This is a genomic window from Maricurvus nonylphenolicus (assembly GCF_042854845.1).
Lineage (GTDB): Bacteria > Pseudomonadota > Gammaproteobacteria > Pseudomonadales > Cellvibrionaceae > Maricurvus > Maricurvus nonylphenolicus.
Genome location: NZ_AP031498.1, coordinates 758,835 through 777,858 on the forward strand (window position 1 = coordinate 758,835; position 19,024 = coordinate 777,858).

Here is a 19,024-nt window from a genome sequence, read left to right on the forward strand (position 1 = left end):
GCGTTGCGTTAAGGGGATTGCACAGAGGTAGGAGCCAGTCGGGGGAAGCTGTTTGGAGCAATCAGCCCATTGCTTAAGCGGCAGGAAAAAGTCAGGGTAGTCGCGGAGGTTGTCTGAGCGTTTTTTGCGTCTTGTAAAAGGATGGGCGTAGCGCTGACTTTTTCCTGCCGCTTATGGGCGCGGAGAACAGCTTCCCCCGGCTGGCTCCGGGTTTATGCCCAAATACCGGAGAGTTAGACACAAAAAAGGCGGTGATCACTCACCGCCCAAATCACTCTACGACAGAGACTTTCGCCTTTAGGTATTAGCGGTTACGGCCCAGGGCATCGTGACTGCTTACCCAGTCACCCGCCAGTACGGCACTGCTCAGGGACAGCTCGCCGGCCAGTACAACACCGCCGATAATTTCAGCCAGTTTGTGGGCTTTACCGGAGCCATCACAGCCCAGCATTTTCAGGCATTCATTTTGCGTCGCCAGACCGGTACCACCGCCAAACGAGGCGATGATCAGGGACGGGATGGTGATGGCGATATAGTAGTTATCATCGTCATCGAGGTCGGCAAAGGTAATCGCTGCAGAGGACTCTGCCACGTTGGCCACATCCTGACCGGTGGCGATAAACATGGCAGTAATACCGTTAGCAGAGTGGGCGCCGGTATTTACAGAGCCCGCCATAAAGTTACCCACCTGGCTGATCGCACGCATCTTAAACAGCGACTCAGCAGTGGTACCCATAATGGATCTGATCAGGTGGCCGGGAATGGTGGCTTCGGCAATAACACGCTTACCACGGCTGTGTAGAGTATTCAGCTGGGAGTGCTTCTTATCGGTATCCATCGCGCCAGACAAGATGTAGCGGTTAATCTTCTCTGGGTAGTTGGCTTTAATCCACTCACAGGCGAAGAAGGTGGCTTTACCCACCATATTTTGGCCGGCCGCATCACCGGTGGTGAAGTTGAAGCGCAGGTATTGCATACGGGCGGCGGCATACTGCTCGATATTGCGCAGCTTGCCGGATTTGGTGGTCGACTCAGCGGCGTCTTTGATGGCATCAAAGTTCTCGGTTACCCACTCGCCGAAAGCACGGGCTTCACGGGCATCGTCGAACAAGAATACCGGGGCACGCTGCATGGCGTCGTCTACCACAGACACCTTTACACCACCTGCTTCACGCAGCAGGCGCATACCGCGGTTATAACTGGCAACCAGGGTGCCTTCTGCGGTGGCCATTGGGATATAGAACTCCCCCTGGGCGTGCTCACCGTTGACCAGTAGAGGGCCCGCCAGGCCGATGGGTACCTGGGCCACACCCATAAAGTTCTCGATATTGCCCGCGGTGATGGCAGGGTCAAAGGAGTAGTTGCCAACGTGCTCAAGGCTGGCACCGGTTTTCTCGGTGGCAAAGGCGCGACGTTCGTCGGCCATTTCCTTGGTGTAGTCGTTGTCTTTACTGCGGGGTATGCGGGTACTCATAATGATTCACTCTTACTGGGTTTTATCGTTATGATAGGGATTCCCTGAGCCGCTACCGTTAAAAATGTTACATTGCGGCTTATCCCGGTGTGCCCTGTGGTGAGTGATATATGGCCCAAACCATTCGAGAGCAGCTTGATGAAAGCGGCTTGTTTCGTGATTTTCCCGATAATATTAAGCAGCAACTGGCGGATATGAGCCGTACTCAGACATTTCGTGACGGCGAAATGATCTACCAACAGGGTGATGAATCTGCGGCGATGTTTGGGGTTCTTGAAGGTGCCATTAAGCTGATTGGTGAGGACCCCAACGGCAAGTTCTTTTTCTTTGGGCTGGTGACGCCGGGCCAATGGTTTGGCGAAACCTCCGCTATTGATGGCGCGCCACGTGGTCAGTCGGCCATGGTGATTGGTAATACTAAAGTTATGGTGTTACGGCGGGCCGATTTTGTCGGCCTCCTCGATAGACAGCCGGAGTTGTACCGCTACTTTATGCCCGTGTTCTGTAGGCGCTTGCGTTTGGCGGGGCAGGTTATGGAAGAGTCGGCTTTCCTGCCAGTTAGTGTGCGACTGGCAAGCAATATGTTGCGTATGCACCGGGCCAGGCAGCAGTACGGTATCAAGTTGTCACAGGAAGATTTGGCGGCTTGTCTGGGGGTAACCCGGCAAAGTATTTTTCGGGTGTTAAAAGAGTGGGAGAAAAATGGCTGGGTCACGATTGAGTATGGTGATGTGCAAATTGCTCAGCCGCAAAAGCTACAGGAATTGATCGAAGAGTAGGGCATGGAATCCATGCCCGCTCAAACTTAATATCACTTTCAGTTATTCTTTCTCTTTCTTTTCCCAGAACTTGGCATTGCTTATTCCTAGTTTTTGGGGAGAGAATGAAAACTTGTCTACTCCCTCTTTCTGTTGAGCTTCATAATCTTTTAGTGCTTTAACTGCGGGTTTAGCACTTAAGAAGATAAAGATAATGGCAATAATATTCAGCCAGGCCATTAACCCTACACCAATATCGCCAAGTCCCCACGCCAGGTTTGCTGTTCGAATTGCACCGTAAAAAGTTGCTGCCATCAAAACAAGTTTCAGTAAAAACAGCAGGCTAGGTATTTTCAGGTAGCGCTGCAGGTAGGCCATATTGGTTTCGGCGATATAGTAGTAAGCCAAAATCGTCGTGAAAGAAAAGAAGAAAAGCGCAACGGCTACGACCAAATTGCCGACACTCGGGAAAATCGATTCCATCGCAGCCTGGGTATAGGCTGGGCTATTGGCGGCAAGTGTGGCATTTAGGTTGTTAACGAGTAATTGATCATCAGCACCGTGCACATTGTAAGAGCCGGTGATTAAAATCATCAGCGCCGTGGCGGTGCACACAAACAGGGTATCAACGTATACGGAGAACGCCTGTACCAAACCTTGCTGTGCTGGGTGATCAACTTCAGCTGCCGCTGCAGAGTGTGGCCCCATACCCTGGCCGGCTTCATTGGAATACACACCGCGTTTTACACCCCAGCCAATTACTGCACCAATGCCGGCCATAGGGCTAAAGGCATCGGCCAAAATCAGTTGGAAAATCCCCGGCAGTTCCTGAATATGCAGGCCAATCACGATGCAGGCGGTAATGATGTAGCCCAGTGCCATAAACGGAACGACTACCTGGGTAACATGGGCGATACGTTTTACGCCGCCGAAAATAATAAAACCCAGCAGTAATACAACAATGCTACCGGTAATTATTTTGGCAAAGCTTAAGTCGCCAAAACCGGTAGAGATCATCTCGCCACTGCCAAAGGCGATTTCTACAGCGTTACCCATGCTGTTGGATTGCACGCCCGGTAAGAGCATGCCGCAGGAGATTACGGTCGCAATAGCGAAGATGGCGGCATACCATTTATGGCCGGTGGCTTTTTCGATGTAGTAAGCGGGCCCACCGCGGTACTGACCGTCCTGTTCTTCTTTATAAATTTGGCCCAGGGTACATTCGATATAGGACGTTGCTGCACCAAGAAAGGCCACTAGCCACATCCAGAAAATAGCACCGGGGCCACCAAAGCCAATAGCCGCTGCCACACCGGCAATGTTGCCAGTACCTACTCGACCGGAGAGGGAAACGGTTAACGCCTGGAATGAGGAAATGCCCTGTTTGGATTCTTCATTGGATAACAGCAGGCGCCACATTTCTTTGAAGTGTCGAACCTGTGCAAAACGTGTGACGATGGAAAAGAATAACCCCGCCCCCAAGCACAAAAAAACCAGTGCTGGGCTCCAAATAAGCCCACTAAGAAAATTTACTGCGTCTTGCATAGTCCCCGTTACCTATTGTTTTAAGCCTTTTAGTTTTAATTAGTGGCAATAATTTTTTGCGTCAGAGTATATAGAAATTACCTTGGGGAAGGGGGCTGACCGCAACGTCAGCTTATGAGTTATTTAAATGCGGGGATTTGTGTTGCTAATTGCGTTACACGTGGCTTAGTCCTGCTTGCAGGTATTCACTCAAACGCAGGCTGGCTTCACTGGAGTCGTTACTGAGTAAACTGATGCCGATTTTTCCCAGTTGCGGCAGTTGATCAGACGTTTTCAGAATGCTTAATTCTTGCGGCACCGTACTCTTGGCCAGAGCAGTAATGCCAAGGCCTTCCTCGATAGCGGTACGGATACCGGTCAGGTCGGGAATGGTAAAAACGATCTGCCAGGGAATGGCCTTTTGATTCAGGCGTTCGATAACACGGTTGCGATAAATACAGCCGTCGGGTGCGGCAATCAGGGGTAGTGCTTTATTGGTCGCCGCAGGTAAGTCCGGGTTGCCGACCCACACCAGTTCATCGGTGGTAATTAAATCCTGTGTACTTTTGTCTGGATCGGAGTGCAGTGCCAGTACCAGATCGAAGCGTTGTTTGTGGAAGTCGCTGGTGAGGTTACGGCTTAAGTCACTGGTCACTTCCAGGGTGACATTGGGGTAGGTCTGACAAAAGCGGCTAAGGATTTTTGGCAGCAGTGTCAGGGCAAATTCACTGGGCAGGCCCAGGCGAATACTGCCGGACATCTCGTTGGCATTAAAGCTGGCAATAGCTTCATCATTAATGGCGAGTATACGCTTGGCGTAGTTGAGCAGGCTCTTTCCGGCATCGGTGAGTTCGATATTGGCGCCCACCCGCAGCAGTAACTTCTGCTCGACCAGGTCTTCTAACTTCTTGATTTGTAAGCTAATTGCTGGCTGGGAGCGGCCGAGGATTTCGCCTGCCTGGGTAAAGCCGCCCACCTCTACTACGGTGACGAAGGCTCTTAGTGTGTCCATAGGGAGATTGCGCATAACAGACCTGGCATTTGAAATACTTATGCGCTGATTATAACTATTAATTTATAAAATCCCAGCTGGCGCACTATCATTGTCTACATAACGTCAGTCCCACTGAGGGAGTTAGCCTGTTTTGGGATTGTGGAAAGAGGTAGAGAACTATGGCAATCAGTGTTTTTGATTTATTCAGTATTGGCATAGGCCCTTCCAGTTCGCACACCGTGGGTCCCATGCGGGCGGCCAAGCAGTTTGCAGAGTCCTTGGGGGGAAATTTACCGAAAGTTCAGCGCGTGTGTGCCGAAATGTACGGCTCACTAGGGGCTACGGGTAATGGTCATGGCACGCCCAAAGCGGTGGTGATAGGGCTCGAAGGTGAGGATCCGGAAACCGTAGACATTGCTGTGGTGGCACCGCGCTTGGCGTCGCTGCGTGAAAACCAACGCTTACGATTAAATGGTCAGCGGGATATTCACTTCGATCTTGATGGCGACTTGTTGTTGCATCGACGAGAAAGCTTACCCCTGCATGCAAACGGCATGAAATTTACTGCTTATGGTGACGGTGAAAAAATTATCAGCAGCCGGATTTTTTATTCTGTTGGCGGTGGTTTTGTTGTCGAAGAAGACGCCATGGGCGAAGACAAAGTAGTCGAGGATGCCCGCGAGCTAACCTATCCATTTGATTCGGCCAATGAACTACTGAAAATTTGCGCCCGGCATCACTTGCCGATTTCAGATGTGATGCTGGCCAATGAAACCGCTTGGCGCAGTCGCGAGCAAACACGCGCAGGCCTGTTACATATTTGGCACGTGATGCATGAGTGTGTTGAGCAGGGTATTAAAAATGAGGGTGTGCTCGGTGGAGGATTAAAAGTAAAGCGCCGGGCGGCGGCGTTATATCGCCAGTTAATGCAACACCCTGAGGCGAGTCTTGCCGACCCATTAACCGCAATGGACTGGGTAACCTTGTATGCCTTGGCAGTGAATGAAGAAAACGCTGCCGGTGGTCGAGTCGTCACTGCACCCACCAACGGTGCAGCTGGGATTATCCCAGCGGTATTGCATTACTACATTCGCTTTATCAGCGGCGCCAATGAAAATGGCATTATCCGCTTTTTATTAACGGCGGCAGCAATCGGCACCATCTACAAAAAGAATGCGTCTATTAGCGGCGCAGAAGTCGGCTGCCAGGGTGAGGTGGGTTCGGCTTGTTCTATGGCGGCTGGTGCGTTAACCGAAGTGCTGGGTGGTACGCCCGCACAAGTTGAAAACGCCGCAGAAATTGCCATGGAACACAACCTGGGATTGACCTGTGACCCCGTGGGTGGCTTGGTGCAGGTGCCCTGTATTGAACGTAATGCTATGGCAGCAATTAAAGCCATTACTGCAGCACGTATGGCGTTGCGTGGTGACGGCTCGCACTTTGTCTCACTCGATAAAGTGATTAAAACCATGCGCGATACCGGTCGTGATATGCAGGATAAATACAAAGAAACGGCACGCGGCGGCCTGGCAGTGAATGTCGTTGAAGTGCCGGTCAATATTATTGAATGTTAAACCCATTTTGAAAGTTAAATCTCTGAGATAAGCCTTATGACTAACGATGCGCCTTTGAATAAGACTCCGCTTTATGATCTGCATGTACAGCAAGGTGCCCGCATGGTGCCCTTTACCGGTTATGAAATGCCGGTGCAGTACAGTGATGGCATCGTTAAAGAGCATCTGCATACCCGTGAAAAGGCCGGTTTGTTTGATGTATCTCATATGGGCCAAGTGATTGTGCGCGGTAGTAATGTCGCTCAGCAATTGGAGGCTCTTATTCCTGTCGAGCTGCAGGCCTTAAAAGATAATCAACAGGTTTACGGAGTGCTGACCAATGCCGACGGCGGCATTATGGATGATCTGATTGTTACTCGTTGGGACGCCGATACCTTCTTCCTGGTGGTTAATGCGGCCTGTAAAGAAAACGATTTCGCTCACCTTGCAAAGCACCTACCAAACTGCGAGCAGGAAATTTTAGATAACCAAGCCCTTGTCGCCCTGCAGGGCCCCATGGCAAAGGACGTGATGGCGGATTTCTCCAGCGACGCCTGCAAACTGACCTTTATGAACGGCACTCACACCCTGATCAATGGTGTTGAATGTTTTGTTACCCGTTCCGGTTATACCGGTGAAGACGGTTTCGAAATTTCTGTACCTGCTCAACATGTAGAAAGTCTGGTTAATGCGTTGCTGAGCAACGAGCTGGTAAAGCTGATTGGTCTGGGCGCCCGTGACTCCCTGCGCTTGGAGGCCGGCCTGTGTCTTTACGGCCATGATATGAACGAAGAAACCTCGCCGATTGAAGCTTCGCTGATTTGGTCAATCACCAAAACACGTCGCGCCGATGGCAGCAATGCCGGTGGATTTATCGGCGAAGAACGTATCTTTGCAGATATTGCCAATGGCGTAAGCAAAAAGCGCGTGGGTTTTGCGGTAGAGGGTAAAGCGCCGGTACGCGAAGGCGCAGAAATTGTTGATGCCGATGGTAAGAAGATTGGTCAAGTAACCAGCGGTGGTTTTGGCCCAACCTTGGGCGCACCCGTAGCCATGGGTTATGTTGATATCGAGCACGCGAAAGTCGGCACCGAAGTGCAGGCCATTGTACGAGGCAAACCACGCAAGCTAACCGTCGCAAAAACACCGTTCGTACCACAGCGTTACTACCGAGGTTAATTAACCTACTGCCATTCCCGCGAAAGCGGGAATCCATTGTGGATAGATATATACCGTTTCGGAATGGCACAGACTAATAAAGAAATCTGTATAAAATATTAAATTAGATATTGGGGAATAACATGTCCGAGATTAAATACACCGAACACCACGAGTGGATCAAACAAGAAGGCAACGAAATCACCGTAGGCATCACCGACCACGCCCAACAACAATTAGGCGATGTAGTCTTTGTTGAGCTACCAGAAGTGGATACCGAATACGCCAGCGGTGACGAAGCGGTAGTAATCGAATCCGTAAAAGCCGCCGGTGATATCTCCCTGCCGGTAACCTGCACCGTTACGGCCGTTAACGATGCCCTGTCCGACGATCCTGAATTGATCAATAACGATGCCATGGGTGAAGGCTGGATTTTCAAGGCGACCTTGGCCGACGGCGAAAGTCTGGCAGAACTTATGTCAGAAGAAGCCTACCAGGCTCTGATTGCTGAATAAGCAAAAATTTCGACACATCCTGAAAAGAATATTATTAATTGAGACGCGCCATGCTGGATAAAACCTTGACGCAAACCGAATTGCAAAATAACGCTGAGTTTATTGCTCGCCATATTGGTCCCGATGCGGCGGATCAGCAGCATATGCTGAAAGCACTGGGTTCAGATTCTCTGAATGCATTTATTGATTCTGTCGTACCAGACAGCATTCGTATGCAAAGTGCGCTGGAACTCGGTCAGTCGATGACTGAAACCCAGGCGCTGGAAGAATTACGTCAATTGGCGAACAAAAACCAGGTCTTGAAAAGTTTTATTGGCCAAGGTTATTACAACACTAAAACGCCGTTTGTTATTCAGCGCAATATCCTGGAAAACCCGGCTTGGTATACAGCCTATACGCCTTATCAGCCAGAGATATCTCAAGGCCGTTTGGAAGCATTATTAAACTTCCAAACCATGGTCAGCGATTTAACCGGTATGGATATCGCCAACGCTTCCATGCTGGATGAAGGTACTGCAGCAGCAGAAGCCATGACCCTGTGTCAGCGTATGTCGAAGTCCAAATCCATGACCTTCTTTGTCGATCAGGATTGTCTGCCGCAAACCATCGATATTATTCAAACCCGCGCCGAGCCGCTGGATATCGACGTGGTAATCGGTAATCCGCAAACGGATTTGGCTGAACAGGATGTATTTGGTGTATTGCTGCAATACCCGGGTGCCAGTGGTGAAGTGCGTGACTTCCGTGAAGTCATTGATACTGCGCACAATAAAAAAGCGTTAGTGATTATGGCCGCCGATATTCTCAGCTTGATGCTGCTGAAGTCACCGGGTGATTTGGGCGCTGATGTGGCTATCGGTAATACCCAACGTTTTGGCGTGCCGTTTGGTTTTGGTGGCCCTCACGCTGCGTATATGGCAACCAGTGAAAAGTACAAGCGTTCTCTGCCGGGCCGTTTGGTTGGTTCTTCTATCGATGCTCAAGGCAAGGCTGCACTGCGTTTGGCACTGCAAACCCGTGAGCAACATATCCGTCGTGAAAAAGCGACCTCGAATATTTGTACCGCGCAAGTACTGCTGGCAGTGATCGCCAGTATGTACGCCGTTTACCATGGCCCTGATGGTTTGCGCCGTATTGCCGAGCGTGCCCATCGATTAACCACCTTGTTGGCTACTGGTTTACAAGAAGGCGGAGCGGAACTGGTTAATAGTAGTTGGTTCGATACGCTGACTGTTAAGACCGGTGATAAAACTTCCGCCATTCACAGTGCAGCTCAAGCGGCGGGTATTAACCTGCGTGTTATTGATGATGCCCATGTAGGTGTTTCTCTGGATGAAACCACCAGCGTAGAAGATATTAAGCTGCTGTGGGTGATCTTCCTGGGCACAACGCCAGAGACTGATACTGAGCTGGCGATCTCCGCCATTCCATCGGCATTGATTCGTGAGAGCGAGGCCTTAACCCATCCGGTCTTTAATCGTTATCATTCAGAGACGGATATGTTGCGCTATATCCGCAAGCTAAGCGATAAAGATATTGCCCTGGATCGCTCGATGATTCCGCTAGGCTCCTGCACAATGAAACTCAATGCCACGGCAGAAATGCTGCCGGTCACCTGGCCAGAATTTAACAGTATTCATCCTTTCGCGCCGCAGGAGCAAACCCGCGGTTACCGTGAAATGATCGAACAGCTGGAAAGCATGTTGTGTGCGGTCACCGGTTACGATGCCGTTTCACTGCAGCCCAACGCGGGTTCTCAAGGTGAGTATGCAGGTTTGTTAGCCATTCGTGCATACCACAAGAGCCGTGGTGAAGAACATCGTAATATTTGTTTGATCCCAAGTTCAGCTCACGGCACCAACCCAGCATCTGCACAAATGTGCGGCATGAAAGTGGTTGTGGTTGGTTGTGATGAAAATGGTAATGTGGATCTCAATGATCTGCGCGAAAAAGCTGAACTGCATAGCGATAATCTTTCCGCCATTATGGTGACCTACCCATCCACTCACGGTGTATTCGAAGAAGGTATTGGCGAGCTGGCCGAGATTATTCACGGTCACGGCGGTCAAGTCTATGTCGATGGCGCTAACCTCAATGCGATGGTGGGTTTATGTCAGCCAGGTAAATTCGGTGGCGATGTATCGCATCTGAACTTACACAAAACTTTTTGTATTCCGCACGGTGGTGGTGGTCCCGGTGTTGGTCCAACTGCCGTGGGTGAGCACCTGGCGCCTTTCCTGCCAGGACACGGTGAGCTGGAAAACAAAACCTCTGTGGTATCAGCTGCGCCTTGGGGCAGTGCCAGCATCCTGCCAATCACCTGGATGTATATTCGCATGATGGGCGCTGAAGGTTTACGCAACGCCACCGAAGTAGCCATGCTGAATGCCAATTATATTGCCAAACGTTTAGGCGATGCCTATCCGGTACTCTACACCGGTGCCAATGGTCGAGTAGCCCACGAATGTATTCTGGATCTGCGTCCTATCAAGGAAAGCTCCGGCGTTACTGTTGATGATGTCGCCAAGCGTTTAATCGATTACGGCTTCCATGCACCGACCATGTCATTCCCGGTGGCGGGCACACTGATGGTTGAACCAACCGAAAGTGAACCACTGGTTGAAATGGATCGTTTCTGTGATGCCATGCTGGCCATTCGCGAAGAAATTCGTCAGGTGGAGGCAGGTGAATTCCCGGCCGATAGCAATCCACTGGTTAACGCCCCACACACTGCTGAAGTGGTAACGGCAGATGAGTGGACACAATCTTACCCGCGTTCTCTGGCAGCCTATCCGTTAGCTTATCTGCGTGATGCTAAGTACTGGTCACCCGTAGGGCGCCTGGATAATGTCTATGGCGATAAAAACCTGATGTGCTCTTGCTTACCTCTCAGTGAGTACGCCGAAGACTAAAACGAATATCTACCTTCTTATCTCTCGCAATGACAAGCAGTGTCAAAGCTGCTTACTCTCATTGTTTTTTAGGAATCGTTGTCCTGGGGGCCTTTTGGCCCCTTTTTTTTTGCCCGCTGATTGGCCATCTGTGCCAATTATTCTGACACAAATTGTCTTTTTTCTGTCTCCGCTTACCAAGTCCCAAATCCACGATTTCCCTAGGATAGCTATAGCCTGAGTCATCATCTCTTTTACTAGGGAGCCCTTTAGAGCAGGGGTATAGCCTCAGGACACATATATTAATAACGATTACGTGGAGAAGAGCCCGTGAATTCACACAAGAAACGATTTGCTGCCCCTGTATCCCTATTGGCAGCCTCAATTGCCTTGGCGAGCCATGGTGTTAGCGCACAAGGTAATGATGATGCCTTTTTGTTAGAAGAGATTGTTGTAACTGCCCAGAAGCGTGAGCAGAACTTGCAGGATGTACCCATTGCGGTGTCTGCCTTCAGCGGTGAGCAGCTGCAAGAGGCAGTTGTAAAAGATATTTTCGACCTGAAAAACAGCGCTCCAGGCCTGCAGACCGTCCAAGAGCAAAACAACAGCTCATCCGGATTCCGGGTGCGTGGTATTGGCACCTCAGGCCAAAACTTTGGTTTGGAATCTGCCGTAGGCATGTATGTCGATGGCGTATACCGTGCGCGTCAAAGTGCCATGATTGGTGAAATGATCGATGTCGAAGCGGTAGAAATTCTGCGTGGTCCGCAGGGCACCCTGTTTGGTAAAAACACCCCGGCTGGTGCTATCCAGTTCCGCACGGTTGCTCCCAGTCATGAGGCTAATGGTTATGCATCGGTTACTGCGGGCAACTACGGTCAGATCAATGCTTCCGCTGCGGGTAATCTGTCAGTGATTGAAGATGTACTGGCTGTTCGCGGTACTGTGTTTAGAAGTGAGCGTGATGGCCTCTACGATGTAAAAGGTTTTGGCAGCGAAGAGCTGAATAATCGTGACCGTGAAGGTGTACGCCTGCAAGCACTCTATACCCCAACTGATGATCTCTCCGTGCGCTTGATTGCCGATTACGCGGTGATTGATGAGAACTGCTGTGGTGTATCTTCGACAATCGATACTCTGACTACTGCCGGTGGTCCTGGCTCTGATGCTATTGTTGCTGGCTTGGGTGGAACGGTTTTTCCGGGGGATACCACTGGTGACTTTGAAACCGCATTGAATTTTGTGCCCGAATCAAAGTCTCGCGACCGTGGTTTGTCTGCTGAGGTTAACTGGGATGTCTCCGACGATTATACCCTGACTTCTATCACCGCTTATCGAAAGTTTGATTCTGACTCTCTGTCCGATTCGGATTTTACTGATCTTGATATGCTGACCTCTGTTGATGAAGCAGAGTCGACGACATTCTCGCAAGAGTTCCGCATCACTTACACTGGCGACAAGATGAATGCAGTTGTCGGCGCTTACTACTTCCAGCAGGATTTGGATCTTGATGCTTCGTTGACAGCAGGTGCGGACCTGAACGAAGTGGTTAAGCTTGGTCTTGGCAGTGGTTCATCCACCTTCACTGATTTTCAGAATCTATACAATGGTATTGTAGGCCCAGGCGGTGCTGGCGCTGTTCCTGCTGCAACGGATGATGTATTTCTCTCCAGTATGGTCGCTGGTCATACCGCTAAGCAGGAGCATGAAAGCTGGGCTATCTTCGGTCAGTTTGATTACAACCTGACAGAGGAGTTGATACTGACAGCCGGTCTTCGTTATACCGACGAAGAAAAAGATATGACCACAATCTTTAATGAAGATTGGACGCCTACCGATCCTACATCTGAGGCCGCATACGCCGCAGCTTTTGGTGCACTGGGCGATGCTTTCGGTGGTGATAATACAGCTCTTTTGGCCCTGACTAACGGCATGACAGACTTCAGTGCCTTTGCGCCGTTTTCGCAGTCAGGCTGGGGTGGCTACTTATTCTCAGGCATGACGCCCAGAGATAATATCAATGCTTCACTAAGTGATAGCCAGGTTACCGGTACCATCAAACTGAGTTGGTTGGCCACTGAAGAAACCATGGTTTATGTATCTTACGGTACCGGCTATAAATCAGGTGGTACCAATACCGATAGAATTGCTGCAGGATTTAATCCGGTCTTCGATGCAGAAACCTCTGAATCTTTAGAGGTTGGTTTAAAGACAGAATTCCCTGAACAAGCATTACGTATTAATGCAGCATTACACTACACCACCGTAGAAGACTTCCAGGCAAATACCTTTACCGGTACCGGATTCCTGTTACAGAATGCGGGTGAGCTGGAAAGTTATGGTGGTGAGTTGGAGTTGTTCTGGGTTCCTGCTCAAAATACCGAAGTTAGCTTTAATTACGCTTATACCCATGCTGAGTATTCAGAGTTCGATAATGGTAACTGTTGGACAGCAACCCCAGTACACACCGGTGTCGCTGATCCAGATACCAATGCTGATGGTGAATCTTGTGATCGCTCAGGTGATAAATTACCGCTGACGCCTGAGCATGCGGTTAATCTGGGAGTTAAACAGAGCTTCAGCTTGGCAGATGGTATCGATGCCTATGTGTACGGTGAATATACCTTCCTGTCCGGTTTAGTTCAGGGTAACGACACTGATCCACTGAAAGAACAGAAAGACTACGGTCTGCTGAATTTACGTGCCGGTGTTGATTTTGTGGACAGTGATCTGATGATTACTTTGTGGGGACGTAACGTTCTAGATGAAGATTACAAAGGTAGTACCTTTGATGCGCCGTTGCAGGATGGTCGTCTTCTGACAGCAGCTGGTGAACCACGTACTTATGGGATTACATTGAATAAAATGTTCTAAATCAAACGAAAACCCTGATTAAAAATGCCAGCCTTGTGCTGGCATTTTTTGTTTCTGGCCTAGTATGGATAAATAAATCCGGAGGCAGTCGGGTGAAGCTGATCTTCGCGCCCATAAGCGGCCGGAAAAAGCCAGCGCTACGTAAACTCGCATAAAACGCTCAGACAACCTTCGCGACTACCCTGACTTTTTCCGACCGCTTAAGCAATGGGCTGATTGCTACGATCAGCTCCACCCGACTGCCTCCTCTCTATGTGCAACGACTAAATAGAATTTATTTATCAGCAGGTAGGTTTACCCAAGGGGGGATGGTGCCTATGACCAGTCAGGCTGCGTTTAAGACGTGTGCCGGGGCGAGGAGCGTTTACGAGGACTGTCTGAGCGTCGTTTGCGAGTTCCGCAGTGCGATCGCCCCGGTACACGTCTTGCAGCCGGGAATAGGTGCTATCCGCCCTTGGGTAAACCGGATCAATAGCACTAACTTTACAGAGAGGAATTAAAGAAATTTACTATCCAGGTAGCCATTAATATATCATCAACCTGAGCACTCAAAGAGGCCTGCCCTTCACGCCCGCGCGCCGGAGGAATCCGATCACGACGTCGATTCATTAACTCACTGGAATACTCCTTACTGAACTCAGGGTGGCCCTGAACACTCATTAGGTTAGGAGAATATTGAACGATATAGAATGGACAAAAATTACTGCTGGCCAAAACCTCAGCATGTTCCGGTAAATTGATAACCTGATCCTGATGACTAACAACCAGGTCCATAGAATCCTGAAACGGCATCATCCAGTCTTTTTGATGATTCACCTGATTGAAGGACACACCTACACCCCAGCCTTTGGGAGAGCGCTCAACGGTTCCTCCCAGCGCTTTCGCCAGTAATTGGTGACCAAAACAAATGCCAACATACTTCTTATTCGCCGATACCAGGGATGAGAGAAAATCTTGTAGCCGGTCAATCCAGTCATCACCGTCATTGACACCATAACGACTGCCTGTGGTGATATAACCATCACAGGCATCTATGTCATCTGGTAATTCACCGTCTACGGCGTTATAGACAATCCATTCAATGTCTTGTGAGACGCGCTCAAACAAGTCAGTAAACATTTTCGGATAAGTACCAAACTCCGGCTGTAAGTCTTCGAGGACTTCATCGCACTGCAAAAGGCCTATTCTCATTGTGCTTCCTGTGTCTTAGAGCTCACCGTTTACGGCGTTGCGGAAAATCGTGGCGTAGGTTTGCGCATCAAAGGCGATCGGGTTACCTCCGGCTGAGGGATCTTCGGCGGCCATCGCGCCTATACGTTCAGCTTCGTCGGCAGTGATATTGATGTCCTGCAAAGTGTGAGGAATTTTAAGTTGCTGACGGAGTTCCAGTACCCATTGCAGAAATGTATCGAAACCGGGATTGTCAAGATTAAGATAGCGGCTTAAACGTTCAATGCGCTCTTCAATCGCACTGCGGTTAGCTTTAAGAACATAAGGCATCAAAATCGCATTTAACAAACCGTGGTGGGCGTTATACACAGCACCTAGCGGGTGAGCCAAGGCGTGCATGCCGCCCAGGCCTTTTTGAAACGCTGTAGCTCCCATAGTGGAGGCTACCAGCATCTGTGTACGTGCTTCGATATTATGTCCATCGGCTACCGCCTGCGGCAGGAAATCTTTTACCAAGCGAATACCTTCAATCGCGATACCTTCCGCCATTGGGTGGTAAAACGGCGAGCACAGCGCTTCCAGATTGTGTGAGAGGGCATCCATACCGGTAGCCGCGGTGATATGGTCTGGCAGACCTGCGGTTAATTCTGGATCCAAAATCACAACAGACGGTAACATTTTCGGATGGAAGATGATTTTTTTAATATGATTGTCGGCATCGGTAATAACTGAGGCGCGACCGACTTCTGAACCGGTTCCGGCGGTAGTCGGAATGGCAATAATTGGTACAATGCCATCGGCATTGACGCGGGTCCAGTTATCGCCGACATCTTCAAAATCCCAAATAGGACGATCTTGGCCTACCATCAGGGCAACGGCTTTACCGGCATCCAGCGCAGAACCACCACCGAAGGCAATTACACCATCGTGGTTTCCGGCTCGGTAAGCTTGCACACCGTCTTCTACATTGCCACCGGTAGGATTACCTTGTATGTTTGAGAATAATTGACAGTTTAAGCCCTTACCGGTACACAGAGATACGGCATCTTCAACCATAGGCAGTGTAGCCAATCCCGGATCGGTAATTAACAGCGGCGCCTGCATGCCTAGTTGTTGGCAAAGTTCAGGCAGTTCCTGAATGCGGCCTGCACCGGTGTGAATACTGTTGGGATAATTCCAGTTAGCGTGTAAATCACTCATGTCTTAGTCTACAGCTCAGTCTTAATATGGAAAGATTTAGGGCGAACAAACGCATCAAAGCCCAGCTTGGATAAAGTACAGCCGCGGCCGGAATTCTTAACGCCGGTCCAGGCCAGGGCGGGATCGAGATAATCGCAGCGATTCACAAAAAAAGTACCGGTATTTACTTGTTCACCTAAAGTGACACCCGTATCGATATCCTGTGTGAAAATCGATGCGGTTAAGCCAAACTCGCTATCATTCATCAGCTCAATCGCTTCAGCATCGGAGCTAACCTTCTGTATTCCCACAACCGGGCCAAATGATTCTTCGGTCATGACACGCATGTTGTGATTTACATTGGTAAGCACTTGTGGTGCCAGATAAGCGCTGCCGACTTTATCCATGGGGAAATCTGCCGCATCGATATGTGCTGTAGCGCCTTGTGTTATGGCGTCTTCAACTTGACCGCGTACAAACTCGGCAGCCGATGCGCGTACGACCGGGCCCAAGGTTGTTTCGTCATCATCGGAGCGGCCCAGTTTATACTGCTTGACCAGGGCTACGGCCTGTTCAACGAACTGTTCATAGACGGCTTCATGGACATAGATACGTTCGATACCACAGCAGGACTGGCCGGAATTAAAAAATGCACCATCAATGGTAGTTTCTACAGCGTGGTTAAGGTCGGCATCTTCGCGCACATAGGCGGGGTCTTTACCGCCTAGTTCCAGACCAACACCAATAAAGCGGCCCGCCGCGGCGCGTTCCACCATAGCGCCACCGGGTACGGAGCCAGTAAAGGCGACATAGTTGATACCAGGTGATTGGATCAAGGCCTCTGTATCGTCGTGGGTCATATGCAAATACTGGAATACGCCTTCGGGCAAGCCCGCTGCGTTAAAGGCTTCGGCAATACGTTCGGCGCATAACGGGGTTTGCGCGGAGTGTTTCAAAATCACGCTATTACCCGCCAGTATGGCTGGCATAATCGCGTTAATAGCTGTGAGATAAGGGTAGTTCCATGGGGCAACGACAAACACCACGCCCACGGGGACTTTTTTGATATAACGGTTAAAGCCTGTTTTCTCTTGCAGCTGCAGTGTAGCTAGGGCTTCTTCGGCAATATCGATCATATGACTTGCGCGTTCTTCAAAACCGTTAACTTCGCCGGCGGCATAACGAATCGGACGGCCCATTTGCCAGCTCAGTTCTTTGGCAATGTCGTCACGTTTACTTGTAAACGCGTTAACGGCCTTGCGACAAATAGCTTGGCGTTCGGCCAAACTCGTATTTCGCCATTGCGTTTGTGCTTGTTTGGCCAAGTTTTGTGCGGCTTCGATTTCACTCTGTGTTGCGTGGTGGCGTTCAACGTAAACGGAGCCATCGATTGGTGATAGGGTTTTTTGTAGTGAACTCATAATGGTATCAATAATACGTTTTTGTCTTTGCTATAAAGTGATTAAATAATTTCGAAGTAACGTTGCAGTTCCCAGTCGGTAATATGTTTGTTGTGCTCGCGAGCTTCCCATTCGCGGCTAGCCGCGTAGTGCTGCACAAACTCACTACCGAATAACTCACTGGCGGCTTCCGAGTTGCGAAGGGCAGCGGCGGCTTCGGTAATCGAACGGGGCAGTGCCAGTTGTGGAGGATGGTCCTGGTCGTAAGCATTACCCGTTACCATATCGTCGGGTTCCAGTTGATGCTCGATACCATAGAGCCCGGCACCCAGTGATGCCGCTAACGCGATATAGGGATTGGCATCGGCCGAGCCTAAACGGAATTCCACCCGTTGGGATTTATCTGAACCTGGGATAACGCGCAACGCGGTGGTGCGGTTTTCACAACCCCAGGTGGCATCGGTCGGTGCCCAAAATCCGGGGATTAAACGGGAATAAGCATTAACGGTCTGTGCCATCATCGCCAGCAGTTCTGGCATCAGTTTTTGTTGGCCGGCGATAAAATGGCGTTGCAGTTTGCTCATATGCATGGGCTGATCAGCATCATAGAAGGCTGAACCGGAACCGTCTTTATGGCGCAGGGACATATGGATATGCCCGGACTGACCCGGGTAGTCGTTGGACCACTTGGCCATAAAGGTGGCCATCATCTCGCGGCGCTGAGCCCACACCTTGGTAAAGGTTTTAAACAGCGCAGCTTTGTCGGCGGCGGCTTGGGCGCTATCTACGGCAAGTGCGGCTTCGAGTACGCCGGGGCCAGTTTCGGTATGAATACCCTCAATCGGGAAATCCATTTTTTCGCCCAGCTCCAACAGCTCTTGGTAGATGTCGGCATGCACAGAATTGCGAATCATGGAGTAGCCGAAGAAACCTGGCGACAGGGGCTCCAGGTTGCGATAGTTCTTTTCCCGTGCCGAGTGCGGAGTTTCGTTAAACATAAAGAACTCGTACTCAAAAGCTGCATAGGCATCAAAGCCCAGGTCGTCGCATTTTTTCAGCACACGGGCGAGGGTATTGCGTGGGCAAATCTCGGCGGCTTTGCCGTCAAATTCACAGAGGAATAACAGCATGTCGGGTTCAAAGGGTATATCGCGGCAGCTCTCTGGCAGGACGCGTACCGGAGCATCCGGGTAGCCGGTGTGCCAGCCGGTAAAGGTGACATCGGTATTCTCATAGAGTTGGTCTTGGGAGTCCCAGCCCAGCACCACATCGCAAAAAGCGAAGCCCCCGTCGAGCGAAGAGAAGAACTTCTCTTTGCTCATATACTTGCCACGCATAACCCCATCGTTATCAAACAAACCCACTTTTACATGGGTAAGCTGGCGTTCTTCGACAATCTTTTTAGCGTCAGCAACGGTTTTCACGTCTCTGGGGGTTAGCATTCGGGTAGCCTCTTATTTTCGATGGGGTTGTTTTAAGTATAGATAGGGTATGGCGTACGGGTATTGTCGCTTTGATCAACATGCGCCCATCA

General features: G+C 50.1%; 13 protein-coding genes. 6 read left to right on the forward strand and 7 right to left on the reverse strand.

Features of this window, described 5'->3' with window-relative positions; all coding sequences use genetic code 11:
• Positions 1-304: 304 nt before the first annotated feature.
• The gene (locus ACGHZ6_RS03255) at positions 305-1,474 is read right to left on the reverse strand and encodes a hydroxymethylglutaryl-CoA reductase (RefSeq protein ID WP_390617358.1); all 1,170 of its coding nucleotides are present in this window, start codon (positions 1,472-1,474) and stop codon (positions 305-307) included.
• A gap of 110 nt (positions 1,475-1,584) precedes the next feature.
• On the opposite strand from ACGHZ6_RS03255, the gene ACGHZ6_RS03260 reads away from it, so the two are divergent.
• On the forward strand, positions 1,585-2,253 hold the full coding sequence (locus ACGHZ6_RS03260) for a Crp/Fnr family transcriptional regulator (protein WP_390617359.1): 669 nt from the start codon (positions 1,585-1,587) through the stop codon (positions 2,251-2,253).
• 42 nt (positions 2,254-2,295) lie between these two features.
• Here ACGHZ6_RS03260 and ACGHZ6_RS03265 read toward each other — a convergent pair whose 3' ends face one another.
• Positions 2,296-3,777: an alanine/glycine:cation symporter family protein gene (locus tag ACGHZ6_RS03265; protein ID WP_390617360.1), complete on the reverse strand. Its 1,482-nt coding sequence runs from the start codon at positions 3,775-3,777 to the stop codon at positions 2,296-2,298.
• 154 nt (positions 3,778-3,931) lie between these two features.
• The gene (locus tag ACGHZ6_RS03270) at positions 3,932-4,768 is read right to left on the reverse strand and encodes a LysR substrate-binding domain-containing protein (protein ID WP_390617361.1); all 837 of its coding nucleotides are present in this window, start codon (positions 4,766-4,768) and stop codon (positions 3,932-3,934) included.
• A 161-nt stretch (positions 4,769-4,929) separates the two neighbouring features.
• Between ACGHZ6_RS03270 and ACGHZ6_RS03275 the strand changes: the two genes are divergently transcribed.
• The 5 genes from ACGHZ6_RS03275 (at position 4,930) to ACGHZ6_RS03295 (ending at position 13,741) form a co-directional block, all read left to right on the forward strand.
• Positions 4,930-6,324: an L-serine ammonia-lyase gene (locus ACGHZ6_RS03275; RefSeq protein WP_390617362.1), complete on the forward strand. Its 1,395-nt coding sequence runs from the start codon at positions 4,930-4,932 to the stop codon at positions 6,322-6,324.
• 36 nt (positions 6,325-6,360) lie between these two features.
• Complete coding sequence (gcvT, locus tag ACGHZ6_RS03280; RefSeq protein WP_390617363.1) at positions 6,361-7,482, forward strand: glycine cleavage system aminomethyltransferase GcvT; 1,122 nt, start codon at positions 6,361-6,363, stop codon at positions 7,480-7,482.
• A 122-nt stretch (positions 7,483-7,604) separates the two neighbouring features.
• The gene (gene gcvH, locus ACGHZ6_RS03285) at positions 7,605-7,976 is read left to right on the forward strand and encodes a glycine cleavage system protein GcvH (protein ID WP_390617364.1); all 372 of its coding nucleotides are present in this window, start codon (positions 7,605-7,607) and stop codon (positions 7,974-7,976) included.
• Between the two features lie 50 nt (positions 7,977-8,026).
• Positions 8,027-10,888, forward strand: a complete 2,862-nt coding sequence (gcvP, locus tag ACGHZ6_RS03290) for an aminomethyl-transferring glycine dehydrogenase (RefSeq protein WP_390619144.1) — start codon at positions 8,027-8,029, stop codon at positions 10,886-10,888.
• Between the two features lie 309 nt (positions 10,889-11,197).
• Positions 11,198-13,741, forward strand: a complete 2,544-nt coding sequence (locus ACGHZ6_RS03295) for a TonB-dependent receptor (RefSeq protein WP_390617366.1) — start codon at positions 11,198-11,200, stop codon at positions 13,739-13,741.
• A gap of 483 nt (positions 13,742-14,224) precedes the next feature.
• Here ACGHZ6_RS03295 and ACGHZ6_RS03300 read toward each other — a convergent pair whose 3' ends face one another.
• The 4 genes from ACGHZ6_RS03300 to ACGHZ6_RS03315 are packed head-to-tail and all read right to left on the reverse strand — an operon-like array spanning position 14,225 to position 18,932.
• Positions 14,225-14,932 (reverse strand): glutamine amidotransferase-related protein, encoded by a 708-nt coding sequence (locus tag ACGHZ6_RS03300; protein ID WP_390617367.1) that lies wholly within the window; start codon positions 14,930-14,932, stop codon positions 14,225-14,227.
• Positions 14,933-14,947: 15 nt separating this feature from the next.
• Complete coding sequence (locus tag ACGHZ6_RS03305) at positions 14,948-16,111, reverse strand: iron-containing alcohol dehydrogenase (protein ID WP_390617368.1); 1,164 nt, start codon at positions 16,109-16,111, stop codon at positions 14,948-14,950.
• An 8-nt stretch (positions 16,112-16,119) separates the two neighbouring features.
• A complete protein-coding gene (locus ACGHZ6_RS03310) occupies positions 16,120-17,511 on the reverse strand; it encodes an aldehyde dehydrogenase family protein (protein WP_390617370.1) in 1,392 nt (463 codons plus the stop codon).
• A 41-nt stretch (positions 17,512-17,552) separates the two neighbouring features.
• On the reverse strand, positions 17,553-18,932 hold the full coding sequence (locus ACGHZ6_RS03315; RefSeq protein WP_390617371.1) for a glutamine synthetase family protein: 1,380 nt from the start codon (positions 18,930-18,932) through the stop codon (positions 17,553-17,555).
• Positions 18,933-19,024 lie beyond the last annotated feature (92 nt).